This is a genomic window from Neochlamydia sp. TUME1, assembly GCF_000813645.1.
GTDB lineage: Bacteria > Chlamydiota > Chlamydiia > Chlamydiales > Parachlamydiaceae > Neochlamydia.
The window spans coordinates 1-16,638 of record NZ_JRXI01000006.1; the positions used below are offsets into that span (position 1 = coordinate 1).

13 protein-coding genes are annotated in these 16,638 nt (G+C 37.2%); 5 read left to right on the forward strand and 8 right to left on the reverse strand.

Annotated elements, in window-relative coordinates:
* The first annotated feature begins 790 nt into the window (after window positions 1-790).
* From DB41_RS00345 to DB41_RS00365, 5 genes are all read left to right on the forward strand, one after another.
* Window positions 791-1,522: a type IV toxin-antitoxin system AbiEi family antitoxin gene (locus DB41_RS00345; protein ID WP_039383155.1), complete on the forward strand. Its 732-nt coding sequence runs from the start codon at window positions 791-793 to the stop codon at window positions 1,520-1,522.
* A 2-nt stretch (window positions 1,523-1,524) separates the two neighbouring features.
* A complete protein-coding gene (locus tag DB41_RS00350) occupies window positions 1,525-2,328 on the forward strand; it encodes a GSU2403 family nucleotidyltransferase fold protein (RefSeq protein WP_039383157.1) in 804 nt (267 codons plus the stop codon).
* A gap of 993 nt (window positions 2,329-3,321) precedes the next feature.
* Complete coding sequence (locus DB41_RS00355) at window positions 3,322-5,889, forward strand: ATP-dependent Clp protease ATP-binding subunit (protein ID WP_052243741.1); 2,568 nt, start codon at window positions 3,322-3,324, stop codon at window positions 5,887-5,889.
* A gap of 157 nt (window positions 5,890-6,046) precedes the next feature.
* Window positions 6,047-7,741 carry a protease-like activity factor CPAF gene (locus DB41_RS00360; protein ID WP_039383159.1) on the forward strand — a complete coding sequence of 565 codons (1,695 nt, stop codon included), beginning with the start codon at window positions 6,047-6,049 and terminating at the stop codon, window positions 7,739-7,741.
* Window positions 7,742-7,804: 63 nt separating this feature from the next.
* The gene (locus DB41_RS00365) at window positions 7,805-9,574 is read left to right on the forward strand and encodes a protease-like activity factor CPAF (RefSeq protein WP_039383161.1); all 1,770 of its coding nucleotides are present in this window, start codon (window positions 7,805-7,807) and stop codon (window positions 9,572-9,574) included.
* 85 nt (window positions 9,575-9,659) lie between these two features.
* Here the strand turns inward: DB41_RS00365 and DB41_RS00370 are convergent, their stop codons facing one another.
* The 8 genes from DB41_RS00370 to DB41_RS00405 all read right to left on the reverse strand — a co-directional run bounded on the left by DB41_RS00370 (window position 9,660) and on the right by DB41_RS00405 (window position 15,816).
* Window positions 9,660-10,349, reverse strand: a complete 690-nt coding sequence (locus tag DB41_RS00370) for a PTS sugar transporter subunit IIA (protein WP_039383163.1) — start codon at window positions 10,347-10,349, stop codon at window positions 9,660-9,662.
* A gap of 14 nt (window positions 10,350-10,363) precedes the next feature.
* Entirely contained in the window at window positions 10,364-10,813 is a 450-nt protein-coding gene (locus DB41_RS00375) for a PTS sugar transporter subunit IIA (RefSeq protein WP_039383165.1), read from the reverse strand.
* A 111-nt stretch (window positions 10,814-10,924) separates the two neighbouring features.
* On the reverse strand, window positions 10,925-11,377 hold the full coding sequence (gene dut, locus DB41_RS00380; RefSeq protein ID WP_039383167.1) for a dUTP diphosphatase: 453 nt from the start codon (window positions 11,375-11,377) through the stop codon (window positions 10,925-10,927).
* Window positions 11,378-11,382: 5 nt separating this feature from the next.
* Window positions 11,383-12,309, reverse strand: a complete 927-nt coding sequence (accD, locus tag DB41_RS00385; protein WP_080502327.1) for an acetyl-CoA carboxylase, carboxyltransferase subunit beta — start codon at window positions 12,307-12,309, stop codon at window positions 11,383-11,385.
* A gap of 158 nt (window positions 12,310-12,467) precedes the next feature.
* Complete coding sequence (locus DB41_RS00390; protein ID WP_039383169.1) at window positions 12,468-13,103, reverse strand: superoxide dismutase; 636 nt, start codon at window positions 13,101-13,103, stop codon at window positions 12,468-12,470.
* 376 nt (window positions 13,104-13,479) lie between these two features.
* Window positions 13,480-13,812 (reverse strand): leucine-rich repeat domain-containing protein, encoded by a 333-nt coding sequence (locus tag DB41_RS10435; protein ID WP_052243742.1) that lies wholly within the window; start codon window positions 13,810-13,812, stop codon window positions 13,480-13,482.
* A 426-nt stretch (window positions 13,813-14,238) separates the two neighbouring features.
* Window positions 14,239-14,793 carry a hypothetical protein gene (locus DB41_RS00400; protein ID WP_039383171.1) on the reverse strand — a complete coding sequence of 185 codons (555 nt, stop codon included), beginning with the start codon at window positions 14,791-14,793 and terminating at the stop codon, window positions 14,239-14,241.
* A gap of 759 nt (window positions 14,794-15,552) precedes the next feature.
* The gene (locus tag DB41_RS00405) at window positions 15,553-15,816 is read right to left on the reverse strand and encodes a hypothetical protein (protein ID WP_039383173.1); all 264 of its coding nucleotides are present in this window, start codon (window positions 15,814-15,816) and stop codon (window positions 15,553-15,555) included.
* Window positions 15,817-16,638: the final 822 nt, after the last annotated feature.

Genomic DNA, 16,638 nt, shown 5'->3' on the forward strand with positions numbered 1-16,638 from the left:
AAACCACTATATTAAAGTTTTACGCAGCCAAGTATCTGATGCATTCAATCTAATTTAGGGTCCCATCAAATTTCTTATTTTCTAATGAAAGCTTCCTTCTTTCAAAGGCAATCAGTTACAAGCAAGTCTTTAATTTTTAATAATTTATGATTACTACCGGCACTTTTTCCTAGTGGCTAAAGACCTGTGGTAAAAACTTTTGGTAAATTCACTTTTAAGGCCTTAAATATTTGTCCGTTTTGATCAAGTGCTTCTTAGTTTTGCTAAGAACTTATTATTTGCGGTCATCCTGCAAAAATACAAACCTCTCCTATAAAGCAGAGAGAGAATCAGGAGATTAAGAGACGCATAAGAGTAGTAAGAGAATTTTCACATGAAGGATCATCCAAAAGTTTGGTAATAGCAGTCCTTCAGAAAATCAATGAAGTCTAGAGGAATAATAAAGCATACTTGAAGAGGGGGATAACAAAAATTAGAAAGATAAATGATGTTTCTTGGCCTAAGGGGCTGTGAGCATCAATTTTAATCGTTTCCCCTGCATCATAAAAGGGAACTCATTAAAATTAAGGCGAAAAATTTAAAAGGAGCAAAACACTATAAAAATAGGTTAGAAGAAAAAAATTCCGATTTTACAGAGAATTATTGTGCCCTCGCAATTTCTTTTCTGCAGAAATAAATTTTAATGGTTGCATAGGGGTAACTTTAAGAGGATTGCAAGCTTCCAAGCTTTCTGTATTGTTCAATAAATATTGAACAAATTATAATAGTGAACAGTAAAGAGGGCGATGATATGAAGGGCCAATTTTTAATTAATACTCACTATTCTTGTGAAGAAGGAAATATTTATGCCAATAAATCGGCCGTGGTCTTAGATTGGCTCTTGCGTATTGGTATATATAAAGAACAGTTTACGATTAGAGAGGTGAGTAGAAGTAGAGATATTAGCATTGGGCTGGTTCAAAGAGTGTTTGAAGTTTTAGTCATGAAAGGGTTTCTTCAGACGATGGGCGTTAGGACAGCAAAAAGGTTTTCCATTAAAAAGCCAGAGCTCTTATTGAAAAGCTGGCTCGATCACTACAACATCACGAAGAAATGCAAAATGTGGACTTACAGAACAGGATGTGAAGATAAAACAGAGGTTCTTAAGGCCTTAGAAAGTTCTGATCTAAAGCATACTGTTGCCCTAGCTCTTCATGCAGCCGCTGAAGCTTATGGGACTAAGAATACAAATCTACAAACTTTAGAACTTTATTTGATAAACCCCAGCATGCGACCTCAACTTGAGTCCTCTCTACAGCTAGAACCTCAAGAAAGAGGCTATGAAATCTTATTGATTACCCCTTATTATAAAAGCCTTCTTAGCCATGGTTTAAAAGATCAAATTACTACAAAAGTTCGTGTGGCCCCCTGTTTGCTGACTTTTTTGGACCTGTATCATTTTCCTTTAAGGGGCCACGAGCAAGCAGAATTTATGTCAGCACGCTTAAATGAACTAAAGCCGTTCTATAAAAAGAACCGATAAAAATGTCTAGAGAACTTAAGCGAGAAGATTGCATTGTTTCTGACTTTCTAAGATCGATTGGTCCCTGGGATAATTATATCGTGCTTGGAGGAGGTTATGCCCTAATTATTTACAAACTTTACCTGGCGAATCAAGAAGTAGGAATAGCACCTGTAGGTACCCATGATCTTGATTCTCTAATCCCACGAAAAGTTCCTAGCTTTATGAACAAAAATATTGCCTACTGTTTAAAAGAATCCGGATTTATCCCCATTTTTAAAGATTATGGTAACCCAGCTACAGAAGCCTATGTTAAAGAAATTAACGGCTTTGAAGTGGAAATCGAGTTTCTTACGGATTCAGTAACTCGCGGAGATAAAAACAAAAACGTCCTAATAGCTGGAGTCGTTGCACAGCCATTGAGCTATTTGTCGTTAAGTTTACAAATGACTTTAAGCTTTGTAACCTATTCGGGGGAGAGAGGTTTAGTTGTTTCTCCGGGAGCATGGATGTTTCATAAAGGGCTTACATTTCCAAAGCGTAATGCCCCCTCAAAAGCTTACAAAGATCTTTATGGTATCTGGTATGCCGCTACGCAATTAGGAGAATTTTCCGATAAGGCTGTTGCTGAGCTTGCCCTGTTGTCTCAGCAGCATTCTAAATGGTTTAAAACCTTTCAAAAAAATTTGCACCAATGGATGGAAAATGCAGCTCCTATCGATTGGTCACGATTGGAGGCACAAGATCCATCGGGCAGACTTAAAAAATTAAATTTTGAGAAAATTATTAAGAGCATAATTTCAAGAAAAGAAAATCAAAAAAGCTAGAAACCAAAAAAGAAAAAAAATCTGCAACCTAATGATGGGTTTTATAACCCCTTAATTTCAAATAAATTTAATTAACTATTTTTATACTAAAAAACCTTGAAAAGAAAAAAGAAAAGAAGAGTGTTTTTAAGAAGTTTATAATTTTTATAATTCTTAGCTATTTTCTCTCGTAATACTGTGGTTAAATTCTTTCTTGTAGAAAATTTTTTTTTAAATTTTCCCAATTAATCAATTATTTATAAGCGTTCACGGGTGCAGAACTGCTTAATTTTTTGAGGATAAGGAGCCCATGTAAATCAGAAAGTGCAGTCAATAGGAAAAAAAGCTATTTGCAAGCATTTTTGGCTTTGTAGATACCTGCAGAATCGTATTTAAAGTGCGATATACTCTTTGGCCGATTACTAACTATTTCCTAAGGAGAGTTTTACCATTCGCTTTTTCGACGCCTATTTAAAAAATGCTGAAAATCTCATTAATAGTGCTCTAAAAGCTCTTATCGCCTTATAATAGAATTTTAAGTCTTTCATTTTTAGAATTTCCTGCTTAAGTAAAAGGTAGCTTTAAGTTTTTTATATCAAATGTTATTCTTATGGGTAAGATCCCTAAAAATCGATTTAGCCTATCTACTTAGCCTATATACTTAGGAGCTTTTAGAGAAAAACATGGTTTACTCTATAGGCTGTTTGTAGAAATAGGGGAAAAAGCTTTAAAGTCATTAAAAAGCCTTTCAAAGCTTTACTTTTAGGTGAACATTTGAGATAGCTTGATTAAGTATAGGGGGATCCAAGTAATTTAAGGAAAAATTAAAAGATTAAAAATAGTTTATATTTTCTTAAAATAAAGTTAAATTTACTTATGCTTAAGCAATATAAAATTAGGATAGGCAGTTAACTCTTTAGCCTTTTCTCTTTTTTCAGAACACGTAACCTAGGTTGCAAAAAATCGAGCCTGAGGCTACAGTTAAAATATACGCCATTTAACTACGAGATTGTTATGTTTGACAAATTTACAAATCGTGCAAAGCAAGTCATTAAGCTCGCTAAAAAAGAAGCACAACGCTTAAATCATAATTATTTGGGCACTGAACACGTTTTACTAGGGCTGCTCAAATTAGGTCAAGGAGTGGCAGTCAATGTATTGCGTAACCTTAATATTGATTTTGAGACAGTGCGGAATGAAGTGGAAAAACTCGTGGGGTACGGACCTGAAATTCAAGTGTATGGGGACCCTGCTTTAACGGGAAAAGTTAAAAAAGTATTTGAACATGCTAATGAAGAAGCTGCAAATCTTAACCATAATTATGTAGGAACTGAGCATTTACTATTGGGGTTATTGCGCCAAACGGATGGCGTAGCGGCGCAAGTATTAGAAAATTTAAATGTAAATCTTAAGGAAGTTCGTAAAGAAGTATTAAAAGAATTAGAAACTTTCAATCTACAGTTGCCTCCTATTGGAGCAGGATCTCCTTCTTCCCGTTCTGGGGAGATGAGTGGTCAGGTGGGATCTTCGGGTAAGCCTTATGACAAAGGCAATGCAAGCATGGGTGGAGGTCTAGAAAAGATGCCCGCTCTTAAAGCTTATGGTCATGACCTCACGGAAATGTGTCGGGAAAATAAGATGGATCCTGTGATTGGTCGTAAGCACGAAGTTGAAAGACTGATTTTGATCCTTTGTCGTCGTCGCAAGAATAACCCTGTGCTGGTGGGGGAAGCTGGTGTAGGGAAGACTGCTATCGTAGAAGGACTTGCCCAAGCCATTGTTAAAGGCGAAGTTCCTGATAATCTGAGAAAAAAACGTTTAATTTCTCTTGATCTAGCCTTGATGATTGCTGGCACAAAATATCGAGGACAATTTGAAGAGCGTATCAAAGCGGTCATGGATGAAATTAAAAAGAATGGGAATGTGCTTTTATTTATTGATGAACTCCATACGATTGTAGGCGCAGGAGCAGCTGAAGGAGCGATTGATGCTTCTAATATCTTAAAGCCTGCTCTTTCTCGCGGAGAAATTCAGTGCATAGGGGCGACTACTATCGATGAATATCGTAAGCATATTGAAAAAGATGCCGCCTTAGAGCGTCGTTTTCAAAAAATTGTAGTGGCGCCTCCTTCAGTAGAGGATACAATTGAAATCTTAAGTGGCTTAAAAAGTAAATATGAAGATCACCATAAATGTATTTATACCCCGCACGCGTTGACTGCCGCTGCTGTTCTTTCAGATCGTTACCTGCATGGAAGGTTTTTGCCAGATAAGGCGATTGATTTATTAGATGAAGCGGGAGCTAAAATGCGTATTTCAATGATGAATCAGCCACAAGATATAAGTAAATTTGAAGCAGAAATTGAAGAAACACGGCTAGCTAAAGAAGAAGCGATTGCTAAGCAAGAATATGAAAAAGCTGCAAAATTACGCGACAAGGAGAAAACCTTGAGGGAACAGCTTCAGCAGCTGCGTAATCAATGGGAAGTGAATAAAGAAGAGCATGAGGTAATTGTTGAAGACGAAGATGTCGCTCAAGTGGTGTCAAAGCAAACTGGAATTCCTATCAGTCGTCTAACTGAAGGAGAAACTCAAAAAGTTCTTAAAATGGAAGAGCTTCTTAGAGGTAGCATCATTGGCCAAGATGAAGCTCTTAAAACTGTTTGCAGAGCGGTACGTCGTAGTCGCGCAGATATTAAAGATCCTAATCGCCCCATAGGAGCTTTTCTCTTTTTAGGGCCTACAGGAGTAGGAAAAACTCTTCTAGCTCGCTTACTTGCTATCAACATGTTTGGGGGCGAAGATGCACTTATTCAAGTTGACATGTCAGAGTATATGGAGAAATTTGCTGTCAGCCGCATGACAGGCTCCCCACCAGGTTATGTAGGCCATGAAGAAGGCGGGCAGCTGACAGAACAAGTTCGCCAGCGTCCTTACTCGGTTGTACTCTTTGATGAGATTGAAAAGGCTCATCCCGATGTAATGGATTTATTATTACAAATCCTAGAAGAAGGGCGTTTAACTGACTCATTTGGCCGTAAAATAGATTTTCGTAATACCATTATCATCCTGACCTCTAACTTGGGTGCTGATCTGATTAGAAAAACTACAGAAGTAGGCTTTGGTGCAGAGGAAGGGTCTTTAGATTACGAGCGCATTAAGGATAAGATTGAAGGGGCTGTTAAAAAACAATTTAAGCCGGAATTTCTTAATCGGTTAAATGACATGATTATTTTCCGTCCGCTTAATCGTGAAGCTTTAATGCAGGTTATTGAGATTGAAATCAAAAAAATGCAAAATCGCTTACAAAAACGCGAAGTTTACATTACTCTGGATGAAAAAGCTAAAAATTTCTTGGTTGAGAAAGGCTTTCAGCCGGAAATGGGGGCTCGGCCTTTAAGACGCACCATCGAGCAGTATTTAGAAGATCCTTTAGCCGAAAAACTGCTAATGCATCCTGAAAAAGGTTGCCGTTGTACGGTTACAGCGGATGAAGATCATTTAATTATTCATGAAGAAGAACTCATTAATTTAAACAGAAAAATAATAGATAAAAAGGTTTTAACTACTCCTACTGTTTAAAAGTTTATCTAAACCTTAAGGTTTGCTAGCAAGCAAACCTTAAGAACTCTCTTCGCTTTTAAAATATGTATTGGATTCCCTTGCATAAAGTTTTTTATTGTTTACCAGCAAATGGAGGGAAGCCTATAGTATTTTATGCATAGTAGAGAGGGTTTAGATGGTTAAGATTATCTATGTTTTAGCTTTTTTAATCGCATCTATTTGTTTAATAGAGGCGCAAGATTGTTGCCTGCGGCAGTCACAAATGATTGCTGATTTGGAAATCATTAAGCATGAGTTTGAAATCAATTATGCCCCTTTTGAATGGAAAAAGAAATATCTACACTGGAATTTAGATCATGAAGTAGCAAAAGCCAAAGAAAAAATCCTCTCTTCCCCCTCCTTATCTACCAAGCAATATCATCAAATTATTCGCGATTTATTTAATTCCGTACAAGATTTACATACATATGTTCGCTTTTATGCTACAGAATATGCCTTTCTGCCATTTTGTGTGCAAGGTGTACAGGAGCATTATTTTGTTGTATGGGTAGATAATTTGTGGGCTAAAGAGGCGAAAGTAAGCTTACAGGTGGGAGATGAGATCTTATCTTTTGGCGGAAGTCCAGTCAGGGAAGTAGTGGAAGAGATTAGGTTATCAGCCTTTGGAGCTAATTACAATGAAACTTATCAACATCTTAGCGAATGGCAGCTTACCTTACGTGAAGCTTTTAGATTGCAAGATGTTCCTCAAGGCCCTATAGAAATAGTTTTTAGAAAGCCTAATAGCCAACAAGCTCACTCTTTTGTAGTAAACTGGGAGTATGCTCCTGAAGAGATCATAAATAATTATTCTTTGAGCATGCCTCTCAATTTAGAAAGAGAGGAGGGGAATAAACATTGTTTTTTTTATCAAGAGCGCATTCTGCTTTTTTATGCTAGTTTGGTCAATCATTCTTCTTGTCTAGCTGATAAAGCCAAGTTATTAGGTGCTAAGGCAAATCTTTTTCCTGCTTTGGGGCCTGTATTATGGAGGGCAGATTTGCCCGATTTTGAGGCGTATATTTACTCTTTGAACGGGAGTAAAAACATTGGATACGTACGTATTCCTGATTTTCTAGGGAATGAATACAGAGTAGAGCAGTTCCAGCAAATTATTGCTAAGATGGAAAGCTGCGCAGACGCCCTAATCGTAGATGTCATGAACAATCCTGGTGGCTTTTCTTTTTACATGTATGCCCTAGCCTCTATGTTAACCTCTAAGCCGCTGACCAATTTAAAACAATTCTTGTCTATTACACAAGAAGATGTATATCTTGCTGTGCAGACCGCTTCTTCTTTAAAAAATATCGTTACCGACCAGGAGGCTGCCCAGGTTTTAGGGCCCGATATTAATGGCTATGCTGTCGATAAGCGCTTAGCTTGCTACCTTTTTAAATATGCCAGATATATTCAAGATCAGTTCAAACAGGATAAATTTTTTACCGATTTATATCCTCTGGATGGAGTAGAAACTATTTATCCTCATCCAACTACGCAATACACCAAGCCTTTGTTCGTTTTAACTAACCCTTTGAGTATTTCTTGCGCAGAGCTTCTACCAGCTTTATTACAAGACAATAAGCGGGCAATAATTTTAGGTGGGCAAACGGCTGGAGCGGGAGGTTCTGCCTTACGTAGAAACTATTCTAATCGTTTTGGAGTAGCTGATTTAGTTTTTACAAGATCGCTTGCTTGTCGCTACAATGAACAGCCTTTAGAAAATGGAGGGGTTAAGCCCGATGTGGCTTACCGCTGGACTAGGGAGGATTATACAAAAGACCATGGCAACTTTATCGATTTTGTTAATGGAATTGTATCTCAATATGAATGAACTTTTACCAAATGCTAATTATCTTTTAGAATAGATAATTTTTAAATCTAGATAGTGGGACTAATGATTAACAGAATCTTCCTTGCGGTTTTATATAGCTTTTTACTTCCCTATCTAGGATCTACTGCTGTATCGTCTGAAATTTATCGCGCTAAAATGCTAGGAAATATTGATCTTATAAAAAGTATATTAGCCTCAAAATATGCACCTGCTGAATGGAAAAAAAATTATATAGGCTGGGATTTAGAGGCAGAAGCACAAGCAGCTAAGAATGAAGTACTGAGAAGAAGTAGCTTATCCACCCGGGATTATCAAAAGATCTTGCTGAATTTTTTTAATTCCATGCAAGATTACCATGTAAAAATAGACTTTTATGCAACAGAAATGTCCTTTTTGCCCTTCCGGCTAGAAGGAGCAGAGGGAAGATATTTTGTTGCTTGGTTACCAAAAAATTCTCAAAGTTATGCAAAAATAGATCCAAGCCTTGCGGACATGCTTGCGAATATGCAAATAGGTGACGAAGTATTAGCATTTGGAAATATGCCGATCGATGAATACCTTAAAAAATTTAGCTTGAAATCTTTTGGAAAAGCTTTAAACGCAACCGATCAGCGTTTGGCTGAGCAATATCTAACATTGCGCTTAGCTAGCATGGGCTATGAAGTGGAGCAGGGAGGCGTGCCTATTACTGTTAGGCATCATCGTTCGGGCCGAATAGATACTTATACACCTGAATGGCTATACGTGCCTGAACGCATTACAAATCATTTTTCTCCAGCTAACTTTTATCCTACAAGCTTCGGAAGGGTGCATGCTAGGAAAAAAGGTCTTGATCTCTTTGATAAAGAGAGAATTACTCCCTTACATAGGCAAATGGAAATAGCCAAAAAATCTATTAATAAATTTAAAAAAGAAAATTGGGGTTTGGAAGAAGATAATAGCGAATGCGATTATATAGCACTGGGGCAATATCAAAGTTTCGTCCCCGAATTAGGGGAGGTGCTATGGAGAGCTACTTCTTTACATTACTATTCTTATATTTTTCAAACAGCTAGTAATAAAAAGATCGGCTACCTACGTATCCCTATCTATACTGCTGACGAAAATGAATATAAGGAGTTAGAGACAATCATCCAGCACTTTCAAAACGAGACAGATGCATTGGTTATCGATCAACTTAACAATCCGGGAGGATCATCAGCTCACCTGCTCTTTTTACTCTCTCTGCTCAGTGAATATTCTCTTGATTTGCCTCTGGAACGGATTACGATCACTCAGCAAGATGTCGCTAAAGCGCTGATGATTGTAAACAATCCTCACAATATACTTAACGATTTAATCGATAATGGTCCGAGCTTTTTAATTTCTCCTGAAAATACTGAGGGGGTTACCGCTTTTTTTCAGACCATTCTTGATGAATGGAACGCAGGACGAACCTTTACTCAACCTCTCCACTATTGTGGAATTACTTCTGTTCCACCTAATCCGCATACTCACTACAATAAGCCTATCCTAATTTTAGTGAATTCTTTAGATTTTTCATGCGCTGATCTTTTTCCAGCCATTTTACAAGATAACCAGCGTGCAAAGGTTTTTGGCTCACCGACAGCAGGCGCCGGAGGATTTGTTTTAGAGCACGAATATCCTAACCTTTTTGGCATTGCTAGCTTTTCTTACACCGGATCTATAGTCTATCGCGCAGGCGATCGACCGATTGAAAATCTGGGCGTCACACCAGATTTTCCCTATGAGATTACCGTCGACGACCTTATGTATAACTATAAAGGTTACACAAAGGCTGTATTGCAAGCCTTGGAAGATTTATCCAATTAAAAGCTAATCTTGTCGCAGCTTTAACAATAAGAGAAAAAAAACGAAAGGCTAGCGTCGCCTGTTGCAATCTTTTTTGCCACGCTTTTTATTTAATAGACGATTCAAAATTTTTAATGTAATTCAAAAATTCCTCTTTAGGAGGCTTACTCTGCAAGAATTCTAATGTATTAGGGTGGTTAACTAAATGAGCAATTTTGGCAAGTAAGTGTAAGTGACGCTTATCATCACAGGCAAAAAGAAAGAAGAGAGTGTGAACGGGCTTGCCATCTAGGGCACCATAATCGATAGGATTTTTGGAATAGGCTACGACGACTACATCATAATGGGCGTTAAGAAGAAAATCACGAGTATGGGGGATGCCTATCCCATTATTTAAAGCTGTAGGCTGAAGCTTTTCACGATCTAGAAGAAGGTGAGAGATGCCTTCTGCGTCTAAATTCAAGCTTTTGGCCATTCTTTGCATTGTCTGGCGAATAACTTCTTCTTTAGTGTCACCCATAATATCGATTAACACATCACCTTTATGTAAAGCGCGATAAAGGCTAAATTGCTTAATACCACCTTTGATAGGAGAAGGATCAGGAATAGCAGTAGGATGGTCAAAGGAAGCTTCAGGGATTTTTTGACTTAACACCCAATCTTCAATTTCATTGCGATTAAAGAGATGCTGTTGGTTAATCTGGTAAGAAGGTATTTTTCCTTCGGTTAACCAACGACGAATGGTTTTTTCAGAAACATTTAATAAATCGGCCACATCTTTGATTTTTAAGTCCACCCTCACCTCCGCATTTAAAATCCTTTAAACAAAGTCATAATAGCTTCTGCCGAATTCAATGTTAACATTTTTTTTCTTCTATTTTCATCTTTAACGGCAGTTGTTAATGCAGAAAGGATTTGAAGATACTCGGTTTGTTTATCATCAGGGCCGCCAATCATTATAATGATGCGTACCGGACTGCCATCTAAAGAATTCCAATCCACTCCTTTTTGCAAAATGCCAATAGCAATAAAAAAGCTTTCATATCCTTTTAGCTTTGCATGGGGAATAGCAACTCCCATGCCAATGCCTGTGGAAACAACTTTTTCTCTTTCAAGGATAGCTTGGTAAAAAGCTTCTTTGTCATGTAAAAAACGATTTTGATGAAGATTTTCTACCATAGTATGGAGGGCTTCATCGCGATCTTCCGCTGACATAAAAAGAATATTTCGAGAGTCCAAATACTTTGAGATTTTGATCATTATTATTTACCCTAAAGGCGGTTATTGCATGAAAAGAGCTCTACATTTACGTAAGCATTTTTCTATATTCATAGCTTATATCTTTGGCAGGTAAGAGCAGTTTAGCCCTAATTAATGGATTCCTGTATGGCCGAAGCCACCATCACCGCGAGCAGTGTCTGTAAGCTTTTCGGATAAAATAAAGTTTCCTACAGTTACAGGTGCCAGCACAAATTGGGCGATACGCATGCCAGGAGTCACTATAAAATCTTGCTTGCCATGATTAATAAGAATAATTCCTATTTCACCTCTGTAATCGGCATCAATTGTACCAGGAGTATTAAGAACAGTCACTTGATTTTTTAAAGCTAAGCCACTGCGAGGTCTTACTTGGATCTCATATCCTTGCGGAATAGCCATCCTGAGTCCAGTAGGAATTAAACAAGACTCTCCGGCAGCAAGAACCAGAGGTTCTTTGAGATAGGCTCTCACGTCGGCACCTGCAGCACCCAAAGAAGCATACTGAGGTAAACAACTAACGTCGGGGGATAAAACGAGAACTTCAACAGAAAGGGCAGGGTTCATAAAGGTTACCTACGAGGTTTATCGGCTTTAGTAAGATTGTTTAAAGGAAGATAAGCAAGAAGAGGATGTTCATCTTTAGGGTTATTTTCTTCGTTATTAGTAAGAAAGTAAAGAACTTCGGAGATTTTATGCTTTAATTCTTGTCGATTAACGATGCAATCGATCATCCCATGCTGGAGAAGAAATTCCGACTTTTGAGCGCCCGGCGGCAGCTGCTGCCCAATAACCTGCTCAATTACTCGCGGACCGGCAAAGCAAATCAATGCGTTAGGTTCTGCCATAATGATATCTCCTAAAGAGGCAAAGGAAGCTGTTACTCCACCTGTAGTGGGATTCGTTAAAACAGAAATATAAGGGATTTTAGCTTCGTGAAGCTTGGCAAGCGCTGCCGATGTTTTAGCCATTTGCATGAGGGAGAGAATAGATTCTTGCATGCGAGCCCCGCCAGAAGTAGAGACAATAAGGAGAGGCATTCTGCTGGCTAATGCATATTCCATTAAGAGGGTCAGTTTTTCACCTACTACCGAGCCCATGGATCCTGCCATAAAGTTAAAATCTAATATCCCTAAAGCTACTGGGTTGCCATTGATTCTACACGTGCCTACTATAGCTGCTTCGTTATGTCCTGATTTTTCTCGAGCACTTGCTAAACGCTTGGGATAAGTTTCTGTATCTACAAAATTTAGTGCATCTACTGGCTCTAAATCCTTATACATTTCTTGAAAAGAATTTTCGTCGCTAAGATTTTTAATTCGCTCTTCGGTGGTTAGACGGTAATGGTATTCACATTTAGGACAGCAATTCATGTTTTGCTGCAACTCATTAGCGTGGATAAGCTCATGGCAATGTGTACATTTTAGCCATCCACTATATCCATCTTTTTTGGTTGTTTGAATTTTTATTTTAGGTTTATTCCTTGAGAATAATCCCATTATTTAACTCTCTTAATAATGAAGTAGAAAAAGAAACTATAGAGGAAAAAGCTTTGCAATTCAATCTAAATCTTGCAAACAAGCAGTTTTTTGAGTGAAAATAGCGGAAGAAAAAGAGAGCCAGAAAGAAAAAATTTCTTTCTGGCTTAAAATTCAAATTACGTTGTTTTAGCGGCACTAGCCAGTTTATAACGTTCCTCGACATTTTTCCAATTAACAATCTCCCAAATATTTTTCACATACTCAGCTCTTACGTTCTTATACTGGAGATAATAGGCGTGTTCCCAGACGTCAATCCCAAGTAGAGGAATCAAACCTTTAGGAGATAAAGGATCTTGGTTTTCACACGTGGTAATTTGTAATCGATGGTGTTGCTTGCAATAGCCCAGCCATCCCCATCCAGAACCTTGAATTGCCACAGTGCGGGCGCTAAATTCTTCAATGAATTTTTCCCATGAATCAAAATCTTTTTTAATGGCATTTTGTAAATCATCATTTGGTGCTGTGCCGCCGCCTTGGCTCTTAGGTGCTAGGTTTGTCCAAAAGATGCTATGATTAATATGTCCCCCGCCATTAAATTTAATAGCAGATTGCAAAGCAATTAAATCGGTAGGATCGTTAGATTTCTCGGCTTTTCCTTGGGCTTCTTCATACTGCTCAAGAGCCTTATTAAGATTGTTGACATACGTTTGATGGTGTTTAGTGTAATGTAAGTTCATGATTTCTGCACTAATGACGGGTTCTAAATCGCCAAAATCATAGGGTAGAGGGGGAAGTTGATATTTGAAGGCCATAAAAAAACTCCTTGAAGTTTGAAAAAAATGTGAATCTACATTTTGTCCTATGAAAGTAATTTTGACAAGGCTTAAGCAAAATTTTCCTTTTCACAAAAAAGGCTTATAAAATTAAGGATTTGAGAATATTAAAGTTGGGAGTAAAAAATAAGCGAATTCTTGATCTTTTACTTTTTCATTTTTGCATGGACTCTCTATGCATGCCTCTGGCTCTAACCTAGATAAATGCTAAGTTTATCAGCATAAAGGTTAGGTTTATTTCTTTTGAGAAAATGAGAGAAATAATTTTTAAGAAAAAATTTGGGGGTATTTTATAATTTTCTTCGAAAATAAATGGATGAGGCTTTTTTAATCCAAGCTTAATGATTTATCTTTTTCAAGGCAAAGTAGGTAATGGATTTCTACGCATTAAAATCTCTACGCCTGTAAGTAGCTGAGGAATAGTAGTTAACCTGTTATTGCTTAAGTTCAGTTTCTTGAGTTGAGAAAGCTGGGCAGTGGCTTCAGGAAGAGATGTTAGCTGGTTGTTATCTAGGTAAAGTTGTTGCAGCTGGGAAAGCTGCCCGATGGTTTCAGGAAGAGACGTTAGTTGGTTATTATGTAAGTAAAGTCTTTGCAGCTGAGAAAGTTGTCCGATCGCGGGTGGTAAAAATATAAAGTTTAAATGACTTAAACTTAGGCGATTAAGTTGGGCGCAGTGCTCTTTCATCCAAGGAATTAATAGCTCTGCTTTTTTCTTTAAAGGTAGGGTATAGATATAGGGATGGCTTAAGTGCTCTCTTCCTCCTGGTAGATGATGCCAGAGTAATAGGCAGCTAATATTTAGTAGGTAGGAGGAGTAATTAGAAAGGTTAGAGGCTTTGTTCTCTATGATATTTTCTTCAAGGCCTAATAGAGAAAGAGAAGAGGCTAATGTAAAAAGCTTTTGAAAGATATAGAGTATTTTTTCTTCAGTAGAATGTAATAGATAGGAGTCAATTTTATAAATCTTATCTATAATACGAGTTTGTTCTATAAGCTCTCCATTTCCCTCAGGAAAATGAACTTGAAGAATAATGTTGTAAAGCGAAGCTGCGGAAATTGAGGATACGAATGGATGAGGAGGATAGTATCCACTCTTTTTTGAGGTATCAGATCACGAAGAAGTGAAAACGGAAGGTGGAGAAACCATGCTAGGAGAAGTTGATCTTTGGTAAGACTGCTGCAGTCTTTTGAAGGCAAATAGTCTAACTTTTTCATTTTTATCTAATAAATTCTTTGTCCAATTATAATTTAATCTTTCTTCATTTGTTAGCTGTTCGCCGAATTGGCTCATTAAAGTTTTAAATTGATTTTCTAATAAGCTAGCCAGGGAAGGAATTGCTTTAATAGAAGGTGCATTTAAAAGATGGCCCAATAGGGCAATATAGCGTTCTCTAAAAAATTCTGATAAAAAATCGGCTTCAGCAATTTGAGCTTGGAGTCTGATAGTAGGGTTGGGTGTATGTCTCTCAATAAGTTGGCTATCAAGAGGGCAAAGCTTATTGCGCGCTAAACAAGAGATGACAGTCTCTTCATTAAAGGTATGACCGCAAGGAAACAAAGTAACTGCTCGAGTCATTAGCTTTCCTGAGACGGCGTCTTCTATATTTTCTGAGACAGCAAGCCGAAAATTTGGGTGAGTGTTAGAGGTAGAAATGGATGGTATCATATGACCCCCTAAAAGTGTTAAAGTAGATTATTGCTTTTAAGATTGCTTATTTCTAATGATTAAGGATTTACAGTAGGTTTTACAAAAATTTACTACTTTTTCTTTTATTGAGCAATTTTATTTTGGAAGCCTAAAAGGAGATTGAAACCTCAAAAAAAACATGGATGGAATTAAAGGGGCAAAATTATATAGAAGCCCCCTTTTGAAACTCATCTCTTTAATTCCCAGTTATAGATCGCGGTAATTAAGTTGAAGCGGAGCACAAATTTTTTTAAGTCTATTTCTGTAGAGAGTGGGTATGATTTTAAATCGCTTAAGGAGGTCAATGGCATTTTCATTGGCAACTCTTTCTCTTGATAAACTTTGGTTTATTTTTTTATTCTCTTTAGTTAAAGGCTACTTCTTTCATTTTTTCTTGGGCCTCTGGGTTTGGGCATGCAGCTTTCTTAATCCTCGCTAACCTAAATCTCTTAACACATTTGTTTGTGGATTGATTTTAACTTGCGATTCTGTGGATAGCCTAAAATCATGCTTTTTGCCATTATAATAGGAGTTATAAATCACTTTTTACTTTTCTTATCGACTACAAGCTGAGTCTTTAAGGTGTGTTTTTTCTTTTTCCCTTAAGTAACTCACCTTATGCAGGCATGGAATTTCTTTGTAAATTTTGCAGTTCTTAATAGGCCATCTGATTGACTTTAAGGATGATGTTGTATTTTAAAACAAAGTGATTGAGTGGGGGTTTTAATTTTAAGAAATTCAGGGTTGCAATAAGCGAGAGGGGGATGAAAAAATATGATCTCTTTGAGAGCGAGCAATTTTAGTGGGTGACTTTTCAAGGCTAGCATTTTGCTTTATCGATTTGTGAAACTCTTCTATGCGCCACCCTTGGTGGTAGATTTCATAGATATGGTCAGAATCATGATCTAGGTTGCTAGTCACCCTATGTTGAATGCCTGTAGAGCCGTCTTCATTTTTGAAGATCTTGGCGATTAAAGCTACAGGGAAAGTTAACTCTTTCATGCCAGACTATCCTTTTATCCCCATCTTTGAAATTAAACGTTTTTAAATTCTGCTCTTGACCTTTTTTCTTTACTTTAAGAGAAAGCAGTTAATCGACTAGATTTTATGCCAAATATAAACATCTTTTTTGAGTTCATAGCAGATAAATTCCCTATTATCTTTAGCGCCAAACTAATTATTTGCCAGCCCATTCTCAAATTTAACTGAGAGACATAACTGCCTGTTACAGAAGTGCTCTAAAATGTGGGCTTTTAGCAATGGATGACTGCCTTTTTTCTTTGTTTTCACATCGCAAAAATGCATGTCTTTCTTAATCACTTCAAAGCCGATAGGAAAAGTATAATCTCTATAGCTAATAAGGCTAGAAAGTAGATTAATCCCTTTTACTTGATCTTCCTTGAGTAGGAAAAAAATGCCAGCAGACGATTTCGTTTTCATCCGTATAGGGCTTTTCTTCTATTGTTTCATCAATAATCAATATACCTCCTTTATCTTGCTTTAGATGGTGCACTTGCTTTTTAACATACTGCCATAGTTCTTTTGATCCACTTGGATTGTGATTAAGAAAACAGGTGATTTTATCATGGCTAATTTGGCCATCTAGAAGATTGGATAGTCCTGTAGCTGTGGCTTGTTAAGTCTGACTGATAAGAGAGTCGGTATAAATATCAAAAAGATCTAGTTTCATTTTTCTCTCCCCCTTTTCAAAAAAAAATACTCTTAGAATAATTTTTTAAACTCTTCTATGCGTAAAGTGAGTATTTAATATTTTTTTCAAGACATAAATAAGTTAAATCTTTTTTTAAGCAAGCTTAATAATTT

Coding starts and splice junctions, on each gene's coding strand:
- DB41_RS00345 (WP_039383155.1), top strand. CDS start 791: ATGAAGGGCCAATTTTTAATTAATACTCACTATTCTTGTGAAGAAGGA.
- DB41_RS00350 (WP_039383157.1), top strand. CDS start 1,525: ATGTCTAGAGAACTTAAGCGAGAAGATTGCATTGTTTCTGACTTTCTA.
- DB41_RS00355 (WP_052243741.1), top strand. CDS start 3,322: ATGTTTGACAAATTTACAAATCGTGCAAAGCAAGTCATTAAGCTCGCT.
- DB41_RS00360 (WP_039383159.1), top strand. CDS start 6,047: ATGGTTAAGATTATCTATGTTTTAGCTTTTTTAATCGCATCTATTTGT.
- DB41_RS00365 (WP_039383161.1), top strand. CDS start 7,805: ATGATTAACAGAATCTTCCTTGCGGTTTTATATAGCTTTTTACTTCCC.
- DB41_RS00375 (WP_039383165.1), bottom strand. CDS start 10,813: ATGATCAAAATCTCAAAGTATTTGGACTCTCGAAATATTCTTTTTATG.
- dut (WP_039383167.1), bottom strand. CDS start 11,377: ATGAACCCTGCCCTTTCTGTTGAAGTTCTCGTTTTATCCCCCGACGTT.
- accD (WP_080502327.1), bottom strand. CDS start 12,309: ATGGGATTATTCTCAAGGAATAAACCTAAAATAAAAATTCAAACAACC.
- DB41_RS00390 (WP_039383169.1), bottom strand. CDS start 13,103: ATGGCCTTCAAATATCAACTTCCCCCTCTACCCTATGATTTTGGCGAT.
- DB41_RS10435 (WP_052243742.1), bottom strand. CDS start 13,812: ATGAAAGAGCACTGCGCCCAACTTAATCGCCTAAGTTTAAGTCATTTA.
- DB41_RS00400 (WP_039383171.1), bottom strand. CDS start 14,793: ATGATACCATCCATTTCTACCTCTAACACTCACCCAAATTTTCGGCTT.
- DB41_RS00405 (WP_039383173.1), bottom strand. CDS start 15,816: ATGAAAGAGTTAACTTTCCCTGTAGCTTTAATCGCCAAGATCTTCAAA.